26 protein-coding genes and 1 pseudogene are annotated in these 24095 nt (G+C 53.3%); 25 read left to right on the forward strand and 2 right to left on the reverse strand.

The window, feature by feature from the left end; translation table 11 throughout:
- Positions 1-290: 290 nt before the first annotated feature.
- From ATW55_RS05415 to ATW55_RS05470, 12 genes and pseudogenes are all read left to right on the forward strand, one after another.
- Positions 291-632, forward strand: coding sequence for a hypothetical protein (locus ATW55_RS05415; RefSeq protein WP_067713677.1), 342 nt, complete (start codon positions 291-293; stop codon positions 630-632).
- A 199-nt stretch (positions 633-831) separates the two neighbouring features.
- A complete protein-coding gene (locus tag ATW55_RS05420) occupies positions 832-1686 on the forward strand; it encodes a DMT family transporter (RefSeq protein WP_067713680.1) in 855 nt (284 codons plus the stop codon).
- 77 nt (positions 1687-1763) lie between these two features.
- Positions 1764-2131: pseudogene (locus tag ATW55_RS05425) on the forward strand (VOC family protein).
- A gap of 15 nt (positions 2132-2146) precedes the next feature.
- Positions 2147-3649, forward strand: coding sequence for a carboxypeptidase M32 (locus ATW55_RS05430; protein ID WP_067713684.1), 1503 nt, complete (start codon positions 2147-2149; stop codon positions 3647-3649).
- Between the two features lie 79 nt (positions 3650-3728).
- Complete coding sequence (locus ATW55_RS05435) at positions 3729-5393, forward strand: putative polysaccharide biosynthesis protein (protein WP_067713687.1); 1665 nt, start codon at positions 3729-3731, stop codon at positions 5391-5393.
- A gap of 18 nt (positions 5394-5411) precedes the next feature.
- Positions 5412-6905, forward strand: coding sequence for a nucleoside triphosphate pyrophosphohydrolase (mazG, locus tag ATW55_RS05440; protein ID WP_067713691.1), 1494 nt, complete (start codon positions 5412-5414; stop codon positions 6903-6905).
- Between the two features lie 42 nt (positions 6906-6947).
- The gene (locus ATW55_RS05445) at positions 6948-7223 is read left to right on the forward strand and encodes an HU family DNA-binding protein (protein WP_067561260.1); all 276 of its coding nucleotides are present in this window, start codon (positions 6948-6950) and stop codon (positions 7221-7223) included.
- Positions 7220-7504 (forward strand): RNA-binding S4 domain-containing protein, encoded by a 285-nt coding sequence (locus ATW55_RS05450; protein WP_067713694.1) that lies wholly within the window; start codon positions 7220-7222, stop codon positions 7502-7504. The genes ATW55_RS05445 and ATW55_RS05450 overlap by 4 nt, the downstream gene beginning before the upstream one ends.
- A 117-nt stretch (positions 7505-7621) precedes the next feature.
- Entirely contained in the window at positions 7622-7918 is a 297-nt protein-coding gene (yabP, locus tag ATW55_RS05455) for a sporulation protein YabP (RefSeq protein WP_067713698.1), read from the forward strand.
- Between the two features lie 6 nt (positions 7919-7924).
- A complete protein-coding gene (gene yabQ, locus ATW55_RS05460) occupies positions 7925-8530 on the forward strand; it encodes a spore cortex biosynthesis protein YabQ (RefSeq protein WP_082685578.1) in 606 nt (201 codons plus the stop codon).
- Between the two features lie 75 nt (positions 8531-8605).
- Positions 8606-8941 (forward strand): FtsB family cell division protein, encoded by a 336-nt coding sequence (locus ATW55_RS05465; protein ID WP_067713705.1) that lies wholly within the window; start codon positions 8606-8608, stop codon positions 8939-8941.
- Positions 8942-9026: 85 nt separating this feature from the next.
- Positions 9027-9428 (forward strand): S1 domain-containing RNA-binding protein, encoded by a 402-nt coding sequence (locus ATW55_RS05470; RefSeq protein WP_067713709.1) that lies wholly within the window; start codon positions 9027-9029, stop codon positions 9426-9428.
- Positions 9429-9489: 61 nt separating this feature from the next.
- Here ATW55_RS05470 and cmpA read toward each other — a convergent pair whose 3' ends face one another.
- Both cmpA and ATW55_RS05475 read right to left on the reverse strand, forming a co-directional pair.
- Positions 9490-9618, reverse strand: coding sequence for a cortex morphogenetic protein CmpA (gene cmpA, locus ATW55_RS16025; RefSeq protein WP_153005023.1), 129 nt, complete (start codon positions 9616-9618; stop codon positions 9490-9492).
- A 31-nt stretch (positions 9619-9649) separates the two neighbouring features.
- Complete coding sequence (locus ATW55_RS05475) at positions 9650-10093, reverse strand: deoxycytidylate deaminase (RefSeq protein WP_423742952.1); 444 nt, start codon at positions 10091-10093, stop codon at positions 9650-9652.
- A 178-nt stretch (positions 10094-10271) separates the two neighbouring features.
- On the opposite strand from ATW55_RS05475, the gene spoIIE reads away from it, so the two are divergent.
- From spoIIE to folK, 13 genes are all read left to right on the forward strand, one after another.
- Positions 10272-12851 carry a stage II sporulation protein E gene (spoIIE, locus tag ATW55_RS05480; RefSeq protein WP_067713718.1) on the forward strand — a complete coding sequence of 860 codons (2580 nt, stop codon included), beginning with the start codon at positions 10272-10274 and terminating at the stop codon, positions 12849-12851.
- A 65-nt stretch (positions 12852-12916) separates the two neighbouring features.
- Positions 12917-13651, forward strand: a complete 735-nt coding sequence (locus ATW55_RS05485; protein WP_067713723.1) for a hypothetical protein — start codon at positions 12917-12919, stop codon at positions 13649-13651.
- Positions 13641-14621 carry a protein kinase domain-containing protein gene (locus ATW55_RS05490; protein WP_067713727.1) on the forward strand — a complete coding sequence of 327 codons (981 nt, stop codon included), beginning with the start codon at positions 13641-13643 and terminating at the stop codon, positions 14619-14621. The genes ATW55_RS05485 and ATW55_RS05490 overlap by 11 nt, the downstream gene beginning before the upstream one ends.
- A 99-nt stretch (positions 14622-14720) precedes the next feature.
- Positions 14721-15485 carry a threonine/serine exporter family protein gene (locus ATW55_RS05495; RefSeq protein WP_067713730.1) on the forward strand — a complete coding sequence of 255 codons (765 nt, stop codon included), beginning with the start codon at positions 14721-14723 and terminating at the stop codon, positions 15483-15485.
- Between the two features lie 56 nt (positions 15486-15541).
- On the forward strand, positions 15542-15976 hold the full coding sequence (locus ATW55_RS05500) for a threonine/serine exporter family protein (RefSeq protein WP_067713734.1): 435 nt from the start codon (positions 15542-15544) through the stop codon (positions 15974-15976).
- Positions 15960-17342: a tRNA lysidine(34) synthetase TilS gene (gene tilS / locus ATW55_RS05505; protein ID WP_067713739.1), complete on the forward strand. Its 1383-nt coding sequence runs from the start codon at positions 15960-15962 to the stop codon at positions 17340-17342. The genes ATW55_RS05500 and tilS overlap by 17 nt, the downstream gene beginning before the upstream one ends.
- 40 nt (positions 17343-17382) lie before the next feature.
- A complete protein-coding gene (hpt, locus tag ATW55_RS05510) occupies positions 17383-17931 on the forward strand; it encodes a hypoxanthine phosphoribosyltransferase (RefSeq protein WP_067713743.1) in 549 nt (182 codons plus the stop codon).
- Between the two features lie 98 nt (positions 17932-18029).
- Entirely contained in the window at positions 18030-19913 is a 1884-nt protein-coding gene (gene ftsH / locus ATW55_RS05515) for an ATP-dependent zinc metalloprotease FtsH (protein ID WP_067713746.1), read from the forward strand.
- 79 nt (positions 19914-19992) lie between these two features.
- Positions 19993-20784 carry a type III pantothenate kinase gene (locus tag ATW55_RS05520; protein ID WP_067714018.1) on the forward strand — a complete coding sequence of 264 codons (792 nt, stop codon included), beginning with the start codon at positions 19993-19995 and terminating at the stop codon, positions 20782-20784.
- Positions 20781-21665 carry an Hsp33 family molecular chaperone HslO gene (gene hslO / locus ATW55_RS05525; RefSeq protein WP_067713750.1) on the forward strand — a complete coding sequence of 295 codons (885 nt, stop codon included), beginning with the start codon at positions 20781-20783 and terminating at the stop codon, positions 21663-21665. Before ATW55_RS05520 ends, hslO begins: the two co-directional genes overlap by 4 nt.
- Before the next feature lie 114 nt (positions 21666-21779).
- Positions 21780-22706: a cysteine synthase A gene (cysK, locus tag ATW55_RS05530; RefSeq protein ID WP_082685587.1), complete on the forward strand. Its 927-nt coding sequence runs from the start codon at positions 21780-21782 to the stop codon at positions 22704-22706.
- Between the two features lie 16 nt (positions 22707-22722).
- On the forward strand, positions 22723-23556 hold the full coding sequence (gene folP, locus ATW55_RS05535; RefSeq protein WP_067713755.1) for a dihydropteroate synthase: 834 nt from the start codon (positions 22723-22725) through the stop codon (positions 23554-23556).
- On the forward strand, positions 23556-24065 hold the full coding sequence (folK, locus tag ATW55_RS05540) for a 2-amino-4-hydroxy-6-hydroxymethyldihydropteridine diphosphokinase (RefSeq protein WP_067713758.1): 510 nt from the start codon (positions 23556-23558) through the stop codon (positions 24063-24065). The genes folP and folK overlap by 1 nt, the downstream gene beginning before the upstream one ends.
- Positions 24066-24095: the final 30 nt, after the last annotated feature.

The following is a 24095-nucleotide window of genomic DNA, read 5'->3' on the forward strand; positions in this document are numbered from 1 at the left end:
CAATAGTTTTATTGTGATTTCATAAACTTTACACAAAAACAGAAATCCAAATTTATACAGCAACTGCATAACTCATGATCCACATCACGATACCCATATGCTAACAAACTTGGATTCACAGTGAAATGTTTTTTTTGTATGACTTTCCTAATGTTCGTGATGAAGGAGAAGGAATTTTCCTCGTTCTCCCGAGTTGAATCTCGCTAGTTTGCACTTTGGAATTTTGCGTTGCCCATCACATCGATTTGCCCTATAACCCTAAGACGATCACTGGTTAAGGAGCTGCCACAGTGCTTTCTCCCGTGATTCTGACCTTTTGGAACGTTCCGCCATGGGAGACTCCAGTTCCGGTCATCGTCCAATTGCGCCTTTTTGTGCTGCTCGAATTCTGTGCGATACTCGACCAAATCGATGTGGCCCCTTACGCCAATGAACACTCGATTTCCTCGCACGATGTTGGCTTTGGTATACTCCAGATAGATTTCGTCGCCTTGAATGGTTTTGGCAGATATCGTTTTGAAACGGCTGAGAATGGATCGATCAGCCTCTTTTTCGATGCGAAGGATTCCTGCGCCGATTTCACTCACGCGGGAGGGGCCGTACAGATTTATTGTGACGTTCTCGGAGTTTAGAAAACCGGAAACTTTTAAGGTGCCGTGACTCGTGATTCCCGAATACCCAATCGTCGCTGTCCGAATGTACAATCAACAGGGTGATCATACACAGCATTACGACGCCTTCAGGATATCAAAACATGGTGGAATCTTGTTCTGGCGTGCGGCAGATGAGCGTTAGTCTTTAAAAAGGGTTTTCGAGAGGATCAGGGGACGAATGAAACGTGGAATTATGCTTCTCGTTGTCGCCACCATTCTTTGGGGTGGCAATTACATCTGTGGTCGCTATTTGGCGCCTGCGTTGCCGTCTAACTTGCTGAATACCGTTCGCTGGGCGATTTCCAGCCTGCTCCTTTTTGGCTTGCTGTCCATGAATCATAAAAGGCTTCCGCTCTTTTCGCAGTGGAAGAAGTTTGCACTTCTTGGCTTCGTGGGTATTTTTGCGTTTTCAACGCTCACCTATCTGGGGCTGCGCAGCATCAGCGCCGCACAGGCGGGGATGATATCGGCGGGGATCCCCATTGCCATTCTCCTGTTTACGCCACTCATTTTAAAAGAACGTGTCAAAGCCAAGGCGTGGACGGGCGCGTTTCTATCGATCATTGGTGTGGTGATCTTGATTCGAGGGGAGCACGCGGCAAACGGCCACTCGTCGATAGTCGGAGAGATTGAGATTGTCCTTTCCTGTATCGCGTGGGGGATCTATACGGTGCTTGGGAAACGCTTTGGAAAGACGATGGACCCGCTGACCATGACCGCAGGCGCCGCCGTATACGGGACGCTCTTTAGCGCACTGAGTTGCATTGGTACGGTGCGTCTGAACATGATTCACATGACGCCTTTGGCCTGGCTCTCCGTCCTCTATGTGAGCACGTTCGCATCCGTGGGGGCGTACCTCGCGTGGAACACGGGGGTAAAGATCGTGGGTGCAGGCCGCGCTGCGCCGTATATCAATTTGCTGCCGGTTTGGACCGTGATTTTTGGCATCCTGCTGCTTCGCGAAACGGTGTCGATATTGTCGGTCGGCGGTGGGGCTGTCACCATTCTTGGCGCGGTTCTCGCGAGCCTATAGGGAGTTTAACAACAACGTTAAAAGACCTTGCGCTATAATGTAAGGCGTTGGGAATAGATGAAGGATGGTGAATGGGTGTGAAAAGCGTAAGCCCCTACGTCATTGTGGAGGATGTGGCGTCGTCGGTCGAGTATTACCAGCGCGTGTTTGGCGGAGATGTAAAAATCCTGAATAAACAAGATGGCACCGTCATGCACGCAGAACTTCACCTAGCGACAGCCTGATTCACTTTTCGGCAACGTATGGCCGTCAGCCCGTGAGTGAGAATGTGAAACTGATTGTGCAATGCGAAAGTGAAGACGAGATTCGCACTACATACGAAACACTGAAGGCAGACGGGGAAGTTACCGTTGAGTTGCAGGATACATTTTTTGGCGCGCTTCACGGACAAGTGGTGGATCACCGCAATCGAATCTGCTTTATTCTCAACTATTTTAAACGATAAGGAGAGAAATTCCCCTTGGCACAAAACCATATTCAGGAATTCCGGGCACTGTTGCAGAAAATTTCCGATTATGACAGCGCCATCGCGCTGCTTTCCTGGGATTCGCGGACAAAGCTTCCGAAAAAAGGGGTTGAAGGCCGCGCACAAGTTCTCTCGACACTCGCGGGAGAGCGTTTTCGCTTATTGTTGGGAGAGCCTATGGAGCAGATCCTGGAGGCGCTTGCGGATAGTGAATCATCGCTCGACGAGGTGACTCGGCGCTCGTTTTGGCGAATGCGAAAACAATTGGAGCGCATCAAACGCGTTCCGATCGATCGCCTGGAGGCGTTTGCGCGATTGACTTCGAAGGCGGAGGCGGTGTGGGTTGACGCGCGAGAAGCAAACGATTTTGCGTCGTTTGCCCCTTATTTGACGGAGATTGTCGAGATGAAGCGCGAGTTTATCGCGTATCGCGACTGGAAAGGTCCCGCGTATGACGCGCTGCTCGATGAGTATGAACCTGACTTGACAATGGCGACCCTCGATCCGCTGTTTGCCAAACTGCGCGGGGAGACACTGCGCCTACTTGATCAGATCCGCGAAGCAAAGCAACCGGATACATCAATTCTTGAGCGTTTCTATGACCCGCAAAAACAGCGCGCATTCAGTCTCACGATCCTTGAAAAGATCGGGTATGACCTGCAGGCGGGACGACTTGACGAGACGGCGCATCCGTTTCAGACGACGATCTCGCTTGGCGACGCGCGCGTGACGACGCGTTACCTGCCGTATTTCTTCAATTCGGCGATTTTTGGCACGATCCACGAAGGAGGTCACGCACTCTACGAGCAAGGGGTTGACCCTGCGCTCTTTGGGACGCCGCTGTTTGGCGGGACGTCGATGGGCATTCACGAATCACAATCGCGGTTCTTTGAGAACATTCTCGGGCGCAGTATGCCGTTTTGGGAGCGTTTTTACGGAGATCTTCAGGTGGTGTTTCCGGATGCGCTGGGGGATACGACACGGGATGCCTTTTACGCAGCAATCAACGCGGTTAAACCCAGTTTGATTCGTGTCGAGGCGGACGAACTGACCTACAATCTGCACATCATGGTGCGCTATGAGATCGAGAAAGCGTCGATTTCCGGGGATGCGCGCGTAACAGACCTGCCAGAACTGTGGAACGCGCAAATGAAAGAATACTTGGGGGTTGTGCCTGATTCGGATGCGAATGGGGTGCTTCAGGATGTGCACTGGTCGGGCGGCGATTTTGGCTATTTTCCATCGTACGCGCTCGGGAATCTCTACAGTGCGCAGTTCGCAGAGAAACTTGAGGAGGAAATGCCCAATCTGTGGGATGATGTGCGGCGTGGTGAACTCATGCCGATACGAGAGTGGTTCCGCGAGCGGATTCATCGATTTGGCGGACTGCGCGAGCCTGGAGAATTGGTGCAGGATATCACGGGACAACCTTTGAAGGCAGACGCGCTGATCCGCTATTTTGAGAAAAAATACGTGCCACTCTACAGGTTGTCATAAATCGCAGGCGTGCGGAAGTGCTACATTCTCGCACTTGTCCATATACTCCCATGAGAATGATGGACAGGGGTGCGTGGCTGTGCCTTCAAGTCGTGCAATGGTCAAGGGTGCGGCCATCCTCACATTGGCTGCGATTCTCTCCAAGGTGATGGGCTCGATTTATACGGTCTTTTTGCAGAATGTCATCGGTGACAGCGGGATGGGACTCTATCAGATGGCTTATCCCATCTATGCAACGCTTCTCATCATCTCAACGGCAGGTTTTCCGGTCGCTGTGTCCAAGTTTGTGAGCGAGCATGCAGCGTTTGGCGATGTTGAATCGGCGCGCCGCGTCTATCGCGTCTCATCCGTGCTGCTTGGTGTGCTCGGCATGGTCACGGCGGTTGGTCTCTATCTTTTTGCCGCACAGTTTGCGCGCATCTCCGGGGATCCGCGCTCGGTTTATGCCATTCGCGCGATTGCACCGGCCCTTTTTATTGTGCCGATGGTGAGCAGTTTGCGCGGGTACTTTCAGGGCTGGCAGCAAATGAAACCGACGGCGATCTCGCAATTGATTGAACAGTTGATCCGCGTCACGACGATTCTGTGCGGCGCGTACATCGCGATTCGCCTTGGCATGGGCAATTCAACGGCGGCTGCCGTTGCCGCGTTTGGCGCGGTGACAGGGGGGCTGGCAGCATGGGGTGTCCTCGCAATCTACGCATGGCGCGCGCGTAAGCGAGGGAGTCTTGAGCGAACACATGAGAGCGCGGGACAAAGGGGTACAAGTGAAAGAGCGGCACAGCGCGGTCACGCGTCGCGCGAAGGGCGAAAGAGCACGCGTTCGCTCGTGTGGCAACTGATTTACTATGCGGTGCCTGTCAGTTTGGGGGCACTGGTCATCCCGATCATCAGCAACGTCGACGCGTTGACCGTGACCAATCTTTTAAAACATCAAGGATTCACTCAAGAGGCAGCGACGCGCGCCTTTGGTCTATTGTCAGGACGCGCGTTTAAACTGGCGATGCTCCCGGCGACGCTCGCGAGCTCTGTGGGTGCAGCGCTGCTTCCCTCGGTCTCAGAGGCGCACACCCTGCGCAACGAGAGCGGTACGGCCGAGCGCGTGCAAACGGGGTTGCGCATGACGGCGCTTTTCTCAATTCCTGCGGCGGTTGGGCTCACTGTTTTGGCGCGCCCGATTGATATTATGCTGTTTCGCAATGCGGCGGGATATCACAGCATTCAGATATTAGCTGTCGCTACGGTGTTTAGCACGCTACAGATTGCGCTTGCCGCGAGCTTGCAAGGGATTGGTCGCGTCTTCATTCCGTTTCAGAGCTTGCTCCTTGGAACCGCTGTGAAAATTGGGCTAAACTTGCTTTTAGTCCCGCACTACGGCATAGACGGCGCGGCGATGGCAACGGCCGCGAGCTATGGGGTGGCTGCGCTGTACAACCTCCTGGCGCTGCGCCGCGTCATCTCGCTTGGTTCGTCTTCGCGCGATTGGCTCTTGCGCCCCCTTGTGGCATCTGGCATTATGGGGGCATTCACATTTGCGGTCTATCGCCAGTGGGAGAGGATCCACGTGATCTTGTCAACGCGGCTTGACGCGACGGTTGTCACGATGCTTGGCGTGGGTGTCGGCATCGCGGTTTACCTTATCGCACTGCTCGTTTCAGGCGGACTCACAGATCGCGAACTCTCGGCGGTTCCTAAAGTGGGGAGGCCGCTTGTTCGCACGTTCAAGCGAATCGGCATCCTCTGACAAGAAAGGGTGGAAACTGTGGGCCGTCTTACGGTCATAGGATTAGGTGCGGGAGCGCTCGATGCGCTCCCGCTTGGCGCGTATCGGAGGCTACTTGCTTCAAACGCGGTGTATTTGCGGACGGATCGCCATCCTGTCGTTGACGACTTGCGCAGGGAAGGTGTGTTATTTCAGAGTTTTGACGCTATTTATGACCAAGCAGATGATTTTGATGAGGTATATACGAAAATTGTTGAGGAATTAGTTGCGGCCACTGCAGAGCGTGGAGAGGTGCTTTACGCCGTTCCTGGCCATCCGGCAGTTGCCGAAAAAACGGTACGCCTGTTGCGCGAGCGCATCCCGAGTGCTGGTCATGAATTGGTTTTCGGACCGGGGCAGAGCTTTCTTGACGATTTGTTTTTGCGTATCGATGTCGATCCGGTTGAAGGCGTGTTGTTACTTGACGCGACCGATCTCGCGGCGCGCCAGCTCAACCCGCGACTGCACACGGTCCTTTTGCAAATGTACAATCCGATGATTGCCAATGAGGTCAAGATAACCCTGGCGGAGGTCTACGGCGATGCGTATGAGATCCTTCTCGCGCAGTCAGTCGGCGTCGCGGGCCAGGAACGTATGCAGCGCATACCGGTCTATCAACTGGACCGCCTGGAAACGATCGATCATTTGACGACACTGTACGTTCCACCGAGTATGGATGCGCATCTCTTACGCCGCCAGTTTCACGAACTGCGCGCGATTGTGGCCCGCTTGCGCGGGCCTGATGGATGTCCGTGGGATCAAGAGCAGACGCATCTCTCGCTATGCCGCTATGCCATTGAAGAGGCGTATGAAGTGGCGCACGCCATTGAACAGGATGATCCGGATGCACTTGTGGACGAGCTTGGCGATTTGCTCTTGCAAGTGGCGCTGCATGCAGAGATTGGCGCAGAAGACGGACTCTTCACCATGGATGACATTATCGGCCACTTGAACGAGAAATTGATTCGTAGGCACCCGCACGTTTTTACAGAGCAGACGACGCTCACTTCAGACGAGGTCATATCCAATTGGCAAGCGATCAAGGCAGAGGAGCGGCGCAAGAAGGGCACAGAGCATGTTACGTGGATGGATCGCGTCAGTCGGGCGCTTCCTCCTTTTGCACAGGCCATCAAACTGCAAGCGCGCGCGGCGGAGGCTGGATTTGATTTCACAGACGCCGTGCAGATCTATGCGAAGGTGGATGAGGAGGTGCGCGAGCTTTCGGAGGCGCGTGGAATGGACGAGAGGGAAGACGAATTTGGCGATATCCTCTTTTCGCTGCTTAATTTGGCGCGCTTCTACGAGATTGACCCGGAATCCGCCCTAAAACGCGCAAATTTGAAGTTTCGCGCACGATTTGACCACATGGAGCAGGCTGCGGGCGAAAAAAACCTGGAAATTCGCGGGTTGAGTCTTGATCTTTTGGAGAAACTTTGGCAAAATGCGAAAGAAAACATGAGAAATGAAGGAAATACGTTAACTGACAGCGAATAGTCAGTTTTGGAGATTCTCCCATACCGGAAGGGGTACAGGCCCATGAATAAAATTGATCTCGTCAATAAGATTTCTGAGAAAAGCGGTCTCAAGAAAAAGGATGTCGAACTGACGGTCAACACGCTGCTCGACTCGATTTCTGAAGCACTGGCAGCCGGCGACAAAGTTCAACTGATCGGATTTGGCACGTTTGAGACGCGCAAGCGCAAAGCGCGCAGTGGTCGCAATCCGCAGACTGGCGAATCGATCGAGATTCCCGAATCCTCCATTCCCGCATTCAAGCCTGGGAACAAGCTTCGCGAATTCACGAAAGCGTGAGGCTGGATAAATACCTCAAAGTCTCTCGCTTGATCAAACGACGCACACTCGCCAAAGAGGTGTGTGACAACGGCCGCGTGAGTGTGGGCGGTCGGGTGGCGAAAGCGGGGACTGAGGTTTCCGTGGGTGACGCGATCGAACTGCGCTTTGGCTCGCGCACGATGTCGGTGCGTGTAGAGAAAATCGCGGAGAATATGCGTAAAGAAGTGGCTCACGAGATGTACACGGTGCTTTCTGACAACCGACTGCCCGATGACCTTGAGAATGAAGAGGACGACTAAGCGAAGCTCGTCCTCTTTTTTGCTTCCCGAGGTTCTAACCTTTTGCCGACTGCCATAGAGTAGTACCGAAACAACGCGGTATCCTAGTGGCTCCGCAAAGGTTCGGGGGGATGTCCTTTGGTCGATGAGCGAACGCATCGAGAGTTTGACAAACATCAGGTGCTCAGTGTCAACCGTCAGTTCACGGAAGTGACGGGCGTACAAAACATTGAGTCGTTTGACACGAAAGAGTTTGTTCTTCAGACGTGCAGCGGGATGCTATCCATTCGCGGGGAAAATTTGCACATCAAAGCGCTGAGTCTGGAAACGGGTCTTGTGAGTATTGAGGGCGTTGTTTTTGACTTGGCCTATCTTGATGACGGATATCACGGCGCGGAAAAGGGAAAAAAACTATTGTCGCGGCTGTTTCGCTGATTTGCGATGGATATTACAGTTCAATACGCGACTGCGACGCTGATGGCAATGACAGGCGCGCTTCTTGGCATGATTCATGATGTGTACCGAACGGCCCAGCGCGAGTGGAGATTTTTGCGGAGATTTTCGGCACTTTTTGATCTCTCTTTCTGGCTTTTTGGCGTCGTTTTTGTTTTCACCCTGCTGCTTGGTGTCAATCACGGCGAGGTGCGCATCGTTATTTTTGCACTTCTGCTCGTGGGTTACGCGCTCTATCATTTTATTGCAAGGCCGCTTGTCATCGCCAGCACAGTGTTTATCCTGCGGTTTATCTACCATGTGATTTTGTGGGTTGGACAAGCGATCTACGCAATCTTCATCCGCCCCATTCTTGCAGTGTTGCGAGGTATCCGCCTGCTTGTGCGCTCGATAGACCGCGGGCTTTGGGCGATGGAACCGATCGTGTTGTGGCCTGTGGTCACGGCAGGAAGATGGCTAAAGCGGTGGGGCATTCATCTGGCCTTGCTTGGAATAAAAAAAAATGCGTCCAAGCCTTATTTTCATGAAGGAAAAATGGGGTCATGTGCAGAAAAGAATTACAAAATGGATCCATCCTCTGGGGGACGAAAGTAACCAGGATGCGTCAGAAGATGACCAAGAGGAGTAGCGGTTCCCATTCACTTCTCGGAAACGGTAAAGGAAGATTGAATGAAACAGCCTGCAAACGTGGTGCAGATCGCGTCAGGATCGCGGTTGCGCAGTCGCTTTAAGCTAAGGTATTTGGTGGTTTCCGCGTTTCTTGTCTGGGGAGGATACGTCTACTTTTTTGTGCAGCGACCACTGCTTGAGCAACAGGCGCTTGCCAAGGAACAGGTTACGAACCAATTACAAAATGCAAAACTCCTTGCGGCCTCCCTGTCTCGCCAGGTCAAGAATCTCTCTACGGATTCGTATATCGCCCAGTTAGCTGAACAGAAATACAATCTCATTCAACCAGGTGAGATTCTTTTTACTACAGGAAACGCAAACAACCGACCAAAGTAAGTTTGCGAATTCTTGACACCTTTTTTCAAGCATGAGTATAATCTGTATTGATGAAGTGATGATCAGAGGGGGACCTATCTCTTTTATGGCAATTGAAGTGGGCAACAAACTTGAAGGGAAAGTCACAGGTATCACTCATTTTGGGGCTTTTGTGTTATTGCCAGGAGGAGAGACGGGCCTCGTACACATCTCTGAGATTGCTGACTCCTATGTGCGAGACATAAACGAACACCTGAAAGTAAACGACCCAGTTATGGTGAAAGTGATTAACCTTGATAATAATAAAATTGGCCTTTCGATCCGTCAGGCGCAAGATCGTCCGCCAGCGGCAGCGCGTCCTCCGCGCCGTCCACATAGTGGCGGTGGGATGAATCGTCAGACGTTTGAAGACAAAATGAGCCGATTTATGAGAGATAGTGAAGATCGCCTGCAAGCGCTTCGCCGTAGCGATTCGAAGCGTGGGGGCCGCGGTGGTCGACGCGGATAGTTTTTGTGAAAAGCAGCAAGCCACATATCTGGCTTGCTGCTTTTTTGTGGAAAACTCCCTATCAAGGGGTGGTTTCTGCGGAGTGAGTGTTTCTTCGATATTTGTAGTAGACGCGATTCAGCATGACCACAGACCGTTTGTCACCATCTCGAAACGCGCGCGTCAACTGGTTTTTAAGCCATGTCGGCATAAAAGACAGCTCCTTGTTCAGGGATGCTACACTATACGCCTAACACCTCATTGTGGTCCGAGAGTTTCAAGACAGTTACATTCGCGCGCTGAAATAGTTCCAGTGCATACATATCGACTCGGTATGCTTCTTGATAGATGACACGAGTGATCCCCGATTGAATGATTTGTTTGGTGCACTGCAGGCAGGGGAAGTGCGTGACATACATTGTTGCGCCTTCTGTGCTGACACCAAATTTGGCACATTGCAAAATCGCGTTGCTTTCTGCGTGAATTGTGCGTATGCAGTGATCGTCAGCAATGTTGCATCCGACATCCTCGCAATGTTCATCGCCTGACACACTCCCATTATAGCCCGAGGCGATCGTTCGCCGATCTCTGACAAGGACTGCGCCCACTTGTCGGCGTGGGCATGTCGCGCGTGTCGAAACCATTGCGGCGACTTCCATAAAATAGTGATCCCAGGGTTTGCGCACGTCCGTGGTTCCCCTTTGTTTTTGCCTCATTATGGGGTTTTCCCACGATGTGCGCAACTCACGCAACGGAGTGAGAACTTTGTCGTAAAATTTGCCTATTTTCCATACAAATTGTGACAACCTTCGTACTGTCACGTGGGTAGAATAAAAACTATTCTATGCGCGGGTGGTGCAATTCATGAATCAAAATCGGATGTCGATAAAAAACAGTCGTCGTCGCACGCATATTCATCTCGTACGCACTTCATCGCAATCCGAGGCTGCGCCGCCGGAGCCGACTGTAAAAAAACAGCATCCGCAGCAGGCGAAGCAGGCGTCGATGACCGTGTGGCAGCGGTTGTTATTGATGTTTTTTGTGCTCATCGTCGGTGTTTTGTTTGGACGCGCCGTCATTGTCGGATCGCTCACCCCATTTCCTGTCGCCGCATTTGCAATCGCTTTGCAGATGCGGCGAGGTACAGCCTTATGGCTGGCAACGGGGCTGTTGATCGGTAGCGTTTCGCATATGTCTGCTGGCACACAGCCGCTCATGCTTGCCAGCATGCTGATCTCCTTTGCCATCATTCAACGCGTGATGAAGGCGACGAAATCGTTTGAAGTTTCCTCGCTCCCCTTTATCGCGGCAGCCGTGGACTTTGGATTTCGCATTGGTTTCTCTGCCCCGCTAAATGGACTAAACAGCTATACGGTTGTTTTTTCAATGGTTGACGCATTGCTTTGCGGACTGTTGGCCTATATGTTCATGCAACTGCCGCAAACCATCCAGTGGAATCGCTTAAACGATCGCACGCTTGGCATGGAAGAGTGGGTCGGCATTCTCATCATTGCTGCGTCTTGTCTGACCGGATTGCACGGATTGGCTGTGGATCGAGTTCAACTTGAGCCCATGGTAGCCGGGTATCTCGTCCTCTCTCTCGCATCCGTTGGCGGAGCGGGGATCGGCGCCGCCTCAGGGGTCATCTGTGGCTTGATCATTGCACTTGGCGGTGGACAAAGCGGCGCAGACGTGGCCTATCTCGGGTTTGCCGGACTTCTGGCTGGTGTGTTTCGCGATACATCACGCTACGTGATGGGAATCGGCTATCTGATCGCCTCTTCGGCGCTGGCCGTCGACTTGCTCGGCATGCGTGGTGCAGAGGGGGCGATGATTGCGGCGGCTTTAGCGACGCTGCTTTTTTTGGTGACGCCAAAGCGAATGCATCACTTCCTGGCGCGCTATGTCCCTGGAACGACGCACTTTCACAATCGCCAACTAGACCAGGCGCGGCGCATCAAAGATTTGATGACTTCGCGGATGGATGAGATATCTCGCGTTTTTCAGGATCTTTCGTCTACATTTCATGAGACATCGAGTGAGCCTCCGGCGCTCGATCCGGAGAATGTCACGCTGCGTACGATCGACACAGTTCATTTTGATCTCTGCTCACACTGTCGCCGCCAGCGTGACTGCTTCGAATTGAAATGGCCAGAAACGCACAAGGCCATGGCGCAGACGCTCGCAGGCATTGCGGCAAACCCGCGCATGACGGTGACAGAGATGCCCGACGCGATGGCGCGCATATGCATCAAAAACGATCAGTTGCTGACGACGATGAAGCAGGCACGGCACATGACGGCGCTAGAACACGCAGTTCAGGTTCGCATCGCTGATGCGCGGAGCCTTGTCGCATCTCAACTCGACGGTGTCGCGTCCATGATGAAAGGATTCTCTCAGCAGTTGCAGCGCGAAAATGGAGAGAGTGTCCGTCAAGAGAAACAGATCATTGATGCGCTCTCATCCATAGGGTATCAGGTGCATGGCATCGAGATCATGTCATTGGAAGAAGGTCAGGTAGAAATCCAGATCTTGGAGCAAAACCCATCTGGGCATGATGAATGCGCAAAATTGGTGGCGCCGATTCTTTCTGATCTGCTTCGTGAGACGATCGCCGTGCGCAAAACGGAGATGTCTCGCGACGGATCCTACCAAGTGGTTACACTCGGCTCTGCGCGCAAGTATGACGTGATCGCAGGGTATGCGAGTGCGTCAAAAAATGGTGCACTGCATAGTGGAGATTCGTATACGACAGTGGATCTTGGCACGGGACGTTTTGCAATCGCACTGAGCGACGGCATGGGAAACGGCGAGCGCGCTCATCAGGAGTCAAACGCAGCGGTGCGTATGGTGCAACAACTGTTGCGGGCAGGATTTGATGAGACGACAGCTGTCAAGACAGTCAACTCAGCGCTCGCCCTTCGCTCGCAGGAGGAAATTTACGCGACCCTTGACCTTGCCATCATTGATCTCTACACACTGCAGACGGAGTTTCTCAAAGTCGGTTCTGTTGCGACATTTGTAAAACAGGGCCGAGTGGTGCGTTCACTCACCGGAAACAGTGTGCCAATCGGCATTTTAAACGAGATTGACGTACAGACCATCACGGTTCGGCTGACTGAGGGAAGCTTCTTGACGTTCATGTCCGATGGAGTGCTTGACGCCGTTTCCCATATGAAAGACCCGGAAGAGTGGGTGCGCTGTCAACTTGAGCGTCTAGATTACAGCGATCCACAGGTGATCGCGGATCTCCTGCTCGAATCGGCTGTCCGCGCGTCAGGCGGCGTCATTCGTGACGATATGACCGTGGTCTGCGCGCGCATTGGTCCGCATCGGCCTCAATGGGCGACGATACCGATTCCAGAAGTCCCAAAGCTTAGAAATCCGCGACGCAAGCGCATCCCTACCCATCCTGCCAACGCAGAGCGCCTTGTGAAGCTTTGAGAGAGGGATGAAATGGCCCGCCTGGGGGCAAACTAGGAAGTAAAACATTGATGGAGTGGTAGCCAATGCGTGAAGAACCAGGAATCCGCCAAATCCTCTTGATTACGGACGGGTGCTCCAATGTGGGGACAGACCCAGTCTACGTTGCGCAGTGCGCACGTGCGCGCGGGATGACGACAAGTGTCATCGGGATTTTGGATGAGGGGTCGCTCGGCGAGCAGGGCAGGCGCGAAGCGCAAAATATCGCAGAGGCAGGCGGAGGCATCTGCCGCTTGGTGCAGGCGCATGATCTTTCGCAGACGATGCAAATGGTGACGCGGCAGACGATGCAACTGACACTCCATCACGTCGTAAACGCGGAACTTCGTCAATTGGTCGGAGAAACGTCTGATGGACTGCCGCCGGAAACGCGAACGAAGGTGGCGCGGTTCGTTGAAACGATGACGGATGAGATCGAATTGACCATTGCGCTCGTGCTTGATGCATCTGCCAGTATGCAGAGCAAAATGGCGGCTGTTCGCGAATCGGTTCGGGATCTGGAATTCGGGCTGTCCGCCAGGCGCGGCGCGTATGAACTGCTCGTCGTAACGTATCCAGGCGCGCGCGGCGAGGCGGTCGATCTCGTCAGACAGCGTGATTTTGCAGGTGGGCTGGCAGATTATATCGGACGTTTACGGCCATCCGGGAACACGCCGACGGGCCCGGCGCTGGAGGCTGCGATGGGTGAATTATTGCGCAATCGAAGTGCGGACGTACTCGAAGATGGACGATCTGGAGATGTGAGGAACCATGTCGTATAAAATTGCAGACGCCACCGACATCCCGAGATTTGCAGAAGGGACTGTGCTGACGGGGCGTTTTTCAAAACGTGCGTACCGCGTAACGTGTTTGATTGGAATCGGCGCAAACGGCGCTGTCTATCTTGTGACGGATGATGAAAAACAGCGCTATGCGCTCAAGGTGAGCGCGCAGGCTTCGGCGCTTGCCGTTGAGTGCGATCGACTGCGCACGATGGCAGATATTTCCCGGGAACTCCATGTCTCACCCGATGTGGTGGAGCTTGATGACGTCTATTTTGCACATGCCTATTGGCCTGTACTTGTGATGACGTACATCGACGGTGAGGCACTTGACGAGTGGATCAAAACCAAGGCGAATCTACAGCAGTTCCCGATTGTGCTCGAACAGTTGGTGACGATGCTCGAACGCCTGCATGATGCAGGCCTTGCGTACTGTGATATCAAGCCGTCAAATTTCTTAATCGAAAAGACATCCGGGCGCTTGACCATGATTGATTTTGGCGGCGTCACCGTCATCGGCCAAGCCGTCAAGGAATTCACCGAGCCGTTTGATCGCGCGTGGTGGGGGTTCGGCTCGCGCAAAGCGGACGTCCATTATGACCTTTTTGCAGTTTGCATGTTGGCAGTGCATCTTCTTCGCCCGATTCCCAAACACGATTTGAAGCGCCTTGCCACCGCACATCCTCGCGAGCGTCGCGCTTATGTCGCGAATCAAATGAGTATGCCTGGTCCGCATCTTGATTTGCTTGATCGGCTCTCCTTTGTGCTCACAAATGATTGTACGAGCAGGGACGTCCTTCGTATGCTTCAGGCCTACCTACGCTCCACCCAGCGTACGGTGCCATCGTATGCGCTTGCAGGCTCTACGCGAAAATCACGCCGTCGCTGGGATTCCACAGACTATGGACTACTGGCTGCAGTTATCGTTTTTGCGTCGAGTCTTGTCGGTATTCTTGTCGTGAGTCGCTAAACGCTATCCCCCTGCGCACGCGTCGTGTACAATTCAGGTAATATGATGTGCGGGACGCAATTCGCCGCGCACGCGAAAAAGCGAGCGGAGTGATAGCGTTTGGATGAACACGCGCTTCTTGATTTATTAATCCAGGCATCTCGTCTGTTGCTCTCGTGCGGAGGCGAGACATCACGCGTCGAGAAGATGATCGATCATCTGGCGCGCGGTGCAGGTCTCTCGGATGACCAAGTTCAAAGTTTTGTGACGCCGACGGGAATCTTCATATCAGTCACAACGGAAAATGGCACGACAACGCGTTTGTGCCGTATGCGCGAGCCGGGGCAAATGGACCTTGGGCGCGTGACGGCCATCAATGATCTTTCTCGCCGCTTTGCCTCGGGCTCATGTACGCTTGATGATGCGATTGGTGCATTAAAGCGAATCGAGGCGGCGCCAGCGCGTTATTCGCGAGGGATGCAACTGCTTGCCGCGATGATTTCAAGCGGCAGTTTTGCCGTTGTGCTCGGTGGCACGCTGATCGATTTTGTCGTCGCAGCCGTCGCGGGATTGACGGCACAATCGACCGTCTCGTGGCTCAATCGCTTTGTGCCGCGCTTTTTTGGCGTGCTCCTCGCCGCACTGATCGCCTCCCTTCTCGCAGAGGGCTTTGGTGTACTTGTTCACTCAACGTCACAGGGCGCAATTACGATTGGCGCAATCTTGCCGCTTTTACCGGGACTTGCCATTACAAACGCCATTCGCGATTTGCTCGCAGGTGATTTGCTGGCGGGTGTCGCGCGGGGCGCCGAGGGACTATTTACGGCTGTTGCTCTCGCGGTGGCCGTCACGCTGTCCATTGGCGTATTCGCTCATTTTTTATAATCGATCTCAACGTTTATCTTGTTTCTTAGCATGATCATTGTGGTGGAGGGTCATTCTTGATTGCGAGCCTGTTTAGCATCTTGGCGACCATTGCGGTCGGTGTTTTGTATCAGATTCCGCCAAAATCGATCCTGCCGATCGGTTTCTTGGGGCTTATTGCGCATCTGCTCTATATCGGGGCGCTGGATCGCGGATTAAACGTCGTTGTCGCGGCTTTTTTGGCAAGCCTCTGCGTAAGCTTAATCAGTGAAGGGTTTGCCCGTCAGTTCCGGATGCCTGTCACCGTTTTTGCGGTTCCGGGTGTCGTCAGTCTTGTTCCCGGATCGAGTGCCTATATGGCAATGAGAGATTTCGTGGTACACGAGAACGTCACCGGGATCTCCATGCTATTGGAGGCGGCGTTTATTGCGGGAGCGATCGCGTCAGGTCTTGTCATGGCAGGCGTTGTGGCGCGTGCCGCATGGGGGTGGCGCGTTGGATCCCGTCACTGAGGCGCTTGCACAGTTCATGCTTCGTTACTCTGATTCCCGCATTCTTTTTGCAGTGAGTGGGGGACGGGACTCGATGGTGATGATCCATGCCGCACTTGCATGCCGTGAATTCAGTGGTGTGGAGATTCACGTAGGGCATGTTCATCACGGGTTGCGGGGAGAAACGGCGGATCGCGATGCATCCTTTGTGAAAACATGGTGTGAAAACGTCGGCATTCCGATTCATATCCGCCAGGTCGACGCGCCAGAGCGCATGGCGCAAACGGGTGAGGGCGCTGAAGAAGCGGCGCGGGCGCTTCGCTATGATGCGTTGCTCGGGATGTGTAAAACGTATGGTCTCCATGTCATCGCAACAGCTCATCACGCACAGGATCAGTTGGAGACAATCCTCCATCACGTTTTTCGCGGTACGGGTATGCGCGGCATGCGCGGCATGAAAATGGTTACAGCGCGCGGGGCGTTTCTGATTGCCCGACCGCTGCTTCATGTGCGACCCACTGCGCTGACGGCGTATCAGTGCAAAGCGTCCGTGCCCTTTGTGCACGATGAAACGAACGATTTGCTTGATTATCGGAGAAATCGCATCCGGCATACGATCCTTCCACTGTTGCGCGCAGAGTTTGGTGATCATCTCGACGATACAGTGGGGCGCATGGCTGAGGTAGTGCGCGAGGAAGATGACGCCTTGCAACAAATGGCACAGGCGATCGCACGTCAGTGCGTGGTGTCTTCCCGAGAAATTGTTACGATCGTGAAACAAACGCTTCTAATGCATCACGTCGCTTTACAACGGCGAGTGGTTAAACTAGTATTAGAACGTTTACTGCCGTTACAATCATGGGAATATCGCGATGTCGAGCGGATTCGCGAGCTTGCAACAGGCGGTGAAGCCGGGCGGCAAGAACTGTCGAGTGAGTGGCAGGTTGCGGCGACAAACCGCTTGGTGCGACTGGAGCGACGTGTTGATGTCTCGCGTTGCGGGTTTGCGCTTCAACATCTTGCGCATGGCGATTGCCTGCGTTTTTCTTGGTTTCATCTCACGGTTTCTCCGGAAGGGAATACGTTGAAAAATGTATGGCAGATGCGTTTTGCGGCGCTTGCGGAGTTGGCATTCCGCCCTTGGCAAACAGGGGATCGGGTTCGGGTAAGCGCAACGCGTGAACGACTCGTGTCGGATTTGTTCAATACATATCGCGTGCCTGCGCCGCTGCGTCGGCTATATCCGGTTTTTGTGTATCGCGGACGCATCCTTTGGGTTCCGGGACTCACCGATCCAATCGATGATGGATTGCAAAAACAGGGCGAAATGGTGTACACCATTTCTGTGCACCCTATCTTTTTAAACAATCCAGCAGATCATGTGTAGCATTGTGTGCATGACACCAAGGCGTGAAGGAGTAAAGAGGTTGCATCCAGATATTGAATCAGTTCTCTGCTCACGAGAACAAATTGACCAACGAATTCAAGAGATGGCCAAGGAGATTTCAGCGATCTCTACTGAACAACCGCTCATTGTCGTCGGAGTTCTCAAGGGTGCATTTTTGTTTATGGCAGACCTTGTGCGAAATCTGACGATACCGCTTGAGATGGATTTTATTGCCACGTCGAGCTATGGGGCGTCCACCAAGTCGTCGGGCGTTGTCCAAATTCTAAAGGATCTTGAGCGGCCGATTGAGGGACGTGATGTCCTGCTGGTGGAAGATATCGTCGATAGTGGATTGACGCTCAGTTATCTTCGCGACTCACTGTTGCGTCGCGGCGCAAAGTCGGTGCGCATCGCGTCTGCATTTGATAAACCGAGCGGACGAACTGTTGAGATTACACCAGATTTTGCAGGATTTACAGTCCCCGGGCACTTTTTAGTCGGCTATGGGTTAGACTATGCGGAGCGCTATCGCGAACTGCCGTATGTCGGCGTGCTGAAACCGTCGATTTATGCAGGGGCGCAGGATTGAATGCGACTCGCGCGAAATCTCGGGAACGCATAAGGCTCGTGCCATTTCCTTCCGCATTGTGTTACAATATCTGAGCCTTGACCGAGAGGAGGTAGGGAATGAGACGTTTCTATCAGAGTGCGATTTTTTATCTGCTCATTCTACTTATCATCATTGGTGTGCTCCAGTTTCTGGTGCCTGGATCGAGTTCAAGCCAGCCGCTTTCATGGAGTCAATTCAGAACTGCAATGCAAAATCATGAGATTCAATCGCTTCAAGTGACGGCGGATGGAACAACGCTTCAACTGCAGGGCCAGTTAGTGAATAAGACGCAATTCACCTCTCGGGCACTCTATTCAGAAGCGCTTGTCAACCAATTGAGCAGCCTGCCTGCGGATGTGACGATCTATCCCCAACCTAAAGAATCGTCATGGCTAACGTTCTTAAGCACGATTGTCCCATTTCTCTTGTTTTTTGTATTGTTCTTTTTCCTGTTCAATCAGGGGCAGGGCGGCGGCAATCGCGTCATGAATTTTGGCAAGAGCCGAGCGCGTCTCTACACGGAAGAAAAAAAGCGCGTCACGTTTGAAGATGTGGCAGGCGCAGATGAAGAGAAAACAGAGCTTGTGGAAGTGGTGGAGTTTTTAAAAGATCCGCGGCGGTTTTCCGCTGTTGGCGCACGCATTCCAAAAGGCGTTCTGCTCGTTGGACCGCCTGGTACAGGAAAGACGCTCCTCGCGCGCGCGGTGGCGGGGGAGGCTGGCGTTCCGTTTTTCAGCATTAGCGGTTCCGACTTCGTCGAGATGTTTGTCGGTGTCGGTGCGTCACGCGTGCGCGATCTGTTCGAACAGGCGAAAAAGAATTCGCCGTGCATTATTTTTATCGACGAGATTGACGCAGTCGGCCGCCAGCGCGGCGCAGGTCTTGGCGGTGGGCATGATGAACGCGAACAGACCCTGAACCAATTGCTCGTTGAGATGGATGGCTTTGGCGCGAATGAAGGAATCATCATTGTCGCCGCCACCAACCGTCCAGACATTCTCGATCCGGCACTTTTGCGCCCAGGGCGCTTTGACAGGCAGATCACGGTTGACCGTCCGGATGTGCGCGGACGCGAACAGATTCTTAAAGTGCACTCGCGCAATAAACCGATTTCAAAAGATATCAACCTTGATGTGATTGCCAAACGCACGCCTGGCTTTACAGGGGCGGATCTTGAGAACGTGCTCAATGAAGCGGCGCTGCTGACGGCTCGTCGAAACAAGCCAGTGATCGAGATGAAAGAACTTGATGATGCGATTGATCGTGTCATCGCAGGGCCGGAAAAGCGCAGCAAGGTCATCAGCGATCGGGAGAAGCGCCTCGTGGCGTTTCACGAAGCAGGGCACGCGGTGTGCGGGTATTATCTAAAGACGGGAAATGTCGTGCACAAGGTGACGATCATCCCGCGGGGAATGGCTGGCGGTTATACGGTGAGCCTGCCAAAAGAAGACCGCAGCTATATGACGCGTGAAGACATTATGGAACGCGTGATCGAACTTTTGGGCGGACGTGTCGCCGAAGAGATCGTTCTTGGAGAAATCAGCACAGGCGCTTCGAATGATCTGGAACGCATCACCGATATCGTTCGTCGCATGATCATGGAATTTGGCATGAGCGAGCGCTTGGGGCCAATGCAGTTCGGGCATCGCCAAGGGCAGGTCTTTCTCGGGCGGGACATCGGGTCTGAACAGAATTACAGTGACGCGATCGCGTACGAGATTGACCAGGAGATGCGTTCGGTTATTGACGAGTGTTATGAGAGGACGCGCGCGCTGCTCACAGAGCATCGCGAGAAATTGGATCTGATCGCGACAACTCTGCTCGAGATTGAAACGCTCGACGGGGAACAGATTCGCCAACTGATGGAGTATGGACGGCTTGTTGAACAAGACGACGGTCCAAAGGTGACCATCAACGGACGGAGCGCTTTTGGTGACGGTCCGACGCCCACGTTGACCTGATAGCGATTTTCGAGCGAGCGAACCGGGTGCCTCTTGAGGCACCCGGTTCGCTATAGGATCAAAAATTGAGGTGAGCGAACTGTTACTTGTGATCGATGTGGGGAATACAAACATTGTTGTTGGCGTCTATCGCGAAGCATCGCTGGAACATCACTGGCGTTTGCGCACGTTGCGCGATGAGACTGAGGATGAACTGGGATTACATATTAAATCGCTTTTGGCGGATGCTGGACTGCGTTTGAGCGATATTGACGATGTGATTATTTCGTCAGTCGTACCACCGCTGATGCCTGCGCTTGAGCGGATGTGTCAGCGCTACTTCGGGCACCCACCAATGATTGTCACGGCAGATCTTGTGCCGTCTCTCTCCATTTTGTATGATACACCGCGCGATGTTGGCGCGGATCGTCTGGTGGATGCGATAGGCGCGATCAAAGAGTACGGTTATCCGCTGATCATCGTGGATCTTGGGACGGCGAACACATTTAGTGTCATCGATGAAAAAGGGCAATATCTCGGCGGCGTCATTATGCCAGGGATTCAAATCTCGACAGAGGCGCTCTTTCAACGGGCAGCCAAACTGCCGCGTATTGAATTGGTAAAACCGCCTTCCGTCATTGGGCGGAATACCGTTCACGCTATGCAGTCAGGCATGATTTTTGGGAGTATTGGGCAAGTGGATGGAATCATCAAGCGCATCCGTGAAGAGCTTCCTCTCCCGTATCGCGTCGTGGCGACGGGCGGGATCTCTGAACTCGTCTGCTCGGAGTCTGAGTGGATTGACGTGGTTGATCCACTGCTCACGCTCAAGGGTCTGCGCCACATTTGGAACATGAACGCCGAAAAAAAGCGTGAAGGAGATCAAGCATGACAGGCGATTATGTGGCAACGGGAACAACGCGAAGCGGCCATATCGTCGGCTATGCGGCGCGCAGCACAAATCTTGTGAGAACGCTTCAAGAGAGACATGACACATGGCCTGTCGCATCAGCGGCGTTGGGACGTGTCGCGACCATGGGCGCGATCATGACGGTGGGACTTAAACGGGATGATCATCAGGTCACGATTCAAGTGCGTGGAAATGGGCCCTTGGGCAACATTCTCGTCGTGGCGACAGGTCGTGGCGATGTCCGTGGCATGATTGACGAGCCTCACGTCGAATTAGAGTTAAACGCGTATGGCAAATTGAATGTCGGGACGGCCGTCGGCTGCGAAGGCTCGCTTTATGTGACAAAGGACCTCGGCCTAAAAGAACCTTACCGTGGATCAGTCCCTCTCGTATCGGGCGAAATTGGAGAAGACTTTACGTACTACTACGCGGTGTCTGAACAGACTCCGTCAGCCGTCTCTGTGGGTGTTCTCGTCGACCGCGATTTTTCGGTGATCTCAGCGGGCGGCATTTTGGTGCAAGCCTTGCCAGACGTCGAAGAGGAAGAACTGCGCGCGCTTGAAGATGCAATGGCCCGTTTGCCGAATGTCAGCAGCCTGATTCGCGACGGAGCGACGCCTGAGGATCTCTTGAGAATGGCTTGTGGTTCGAATCTGCAGGTACTTGACCAAAAACCTGTTCAGTTTCAGTGCACGTGTAGTAAGGAGCGATTGGGTCGCGTTCTCTTGTCGCTTGGGCGTGACGAGCTCAAGAAGTTGGCGGATGAACAAGAAACAACTGAATTGGTCTGTCACTTTTGTTTGACCAAATATCACTTTACACGTGAAGAGGTTTTATCATTTCACGATGTCGCGAAATACTGATCGGTAAAGTCGGATTGACGCGTTTCTGTCTACATTGTACAGTTAAGGAGACTGGAAAAAACGGTTTTGATAGCGCAATGCTTTGCAACATCAAAGAAATGGGGGGATTTTCTCGTGAAGACAGAGGATCGCGTCACATCCTTGATCGGTAAAACACCCGTTGTCAAGTTGCGCACGCTTGTGCCTGCAGAAGCGGCGGATGTGTATGTAAAACTTGAATGGTTTAATCCGGGGGGCAGTGTCAAAGACAGAATTGCGCTCGCTATGGTAGAAGATGCGGAACGCTCAGGAAAATTGCGTGCAGGGGATACGATTGTTGAACCAACCAGTGGTAATACTGGGATCGGGCTTGCGATGGTAGCGGCGGCCAAAGGCTACAAGGCAACTCTCGTTATGCCAGATACGATGAGTGTGGAACGCCGCAGCCTGCTTCGCGCGTACGGAGCAGAAGTGGTTTTGACACCTGGCGCGCAAGGAATGCGCGGAGCGATTGCCAAAGCAGAAGAGATTGCGCAAACCAATCCTGAGAAATTTTTCATTCCTCAGCAGTTTGATAACCCAGCCAATTCCCGCGTGCACGAAGAGACGACGGGGCCAGAGATTGTTGAACAAATGGGTGGACAGTTGGATGCGTTTGTCGCGGGTGTTGGCACGGGTGGCACAGTGACTGGCGTTGGACGCGTGCTTAAGCGGGAAATTCCGGATTGCAAAATCATTGCAGTAGAGCCGACAGACTCTCCTGTGCTCTCTGGAGGAAATCCTGGGCCACATAAAATTCAGGGCATTGGAGCGGGTTTCATTCCGTCCATTCTTGATGTAAAATTACTCGACCGCGTGATTCAAGTGCGCAACGAAGATGCGTTTGAAATGGCGCGCGCTGTGGCGAGACAGGAAGGCGTTCTCGTTGGAATCAGCACGGGCGCGGCTGTCTTTGCCGCAATCCAGGTTGCCAAAGAATTGGGGCGCGGCAAGCGGGTTTTAACGATTTCTCCCTCGAATGGCGAACGATATCTGAGTACAGCACTTTTTCAATTTGACTGAGTAAGGAGGGACGTCGTTGAAACTTGCCACGCAACAGCGCGAGCGACGTTCAATCCTTGCGTCTTTGGGGCAGCGAACACTTGTCATGGGGATTCTTAACGTCACCCCGGATTCATTCTCTGACGGAGGACGCTATATCGATCCTGCACGCGCGATTGAGCACGCACTTGATATGGTTGCACTGGGGGCGGATCTGATCGATCTCGGGGCAGAGTCGACACGGCCAGGACATGAGCCGCTTAGCGTAGAAGAAGAGTGGCGTCGCATTGCGGCGGTTCTCGGACCGCTGCGTGAAGCGATCGATGTGCCGATCTCCATTGATACGTACAAAGGTGAGGTGGCCGGCAAAGCGCTTGCCGCCGGGGTGGATTTGGTCAACGACGTATGGGGTGGAAAGCACGACGATGGAACGCTGCGCGCGGCCGCAACGTGGGACGCTCCAATTGTCTTGATGCATAATTCGACGGATGAACCTGAACTTCGCGGGGATATTGTAGAATTGGTTTGTGACGCGCTGCAAAATCTCGTAGAGCGAGCGATCCGAACTGGGGTTTCGCGTGAAAAGATCATACTTGATCCGGGGATCGGGTTTGGGAAAACGATGCAGCAAAACTTGCGTTTGATCAACGAGACGGATGCGATCAAGCGATTGGGGTATCCTGTCTTGGTTGGCACATCGCGTAAATCAGTGATTGGTCACGTCTTGAATGTGCCTGTTCAAGAGCGAATCGAAGGCACTGCGGCGACGGTTGCACTGGCGGTTGCCCGTGGCGCCGATGTAGTTCGCGTGCATGATGTGGGTGCCATGGCGCGCGTTGTTCGCATGACGGATGCGATGGTGCGGGCATAATGCATCGTGACTACATGATCTCGCTTGGTTCAAATGTAGGACAGAGAGAAGATTACTTGGTTCAGGCGGTCAAACACATCGCACACATGCCGAAAGCGTGTGTGCGTGCGATTTCCAGCGTTTATGAGACGGAACCCATGGAACTTCTGGATCAACCCCAATTTCTCAACGCAGTGGTTCACGTGGCATCTCCGGAGGATCCGTACGCCATGTTGCGTTCGCTCCTTGAAATTGAACAGGCGATGGGGCGTATACGTACAGTGCGATATGGGCCGCGCGTGATTGATTTGGACATTTTATTGTGTGGCAAGACGGTGATTGCCGATCTGCCCGAACTGATGATTCCGCACGAACACATGCTAAAGCGAGCATTCGTCCTTGTTCCGCTTGCAGAACTCGCTCCTGAGATGGTGCATCCGCTGACCGGCAAAACAATCCGCGCCTTGTGTTCGGCGGTGGCTTCGCGCGAAGGTGTGCGCCGTTTTGGATCGCTGGGATCCTGGGGTTGATACAGAATAGAGAATCGGGACGCGAGAGGA

Origin of the sequence: Ferroacidibacillus organovorans (assembly GCF_001516615.1) — a bacterium.
GTDB lineage: Bacteria > Bacillota > Bacilli > Alicyclobacillales > SLC66 > Ferroacidibacillus > Ferroacidibacillus ferrooxidans_B.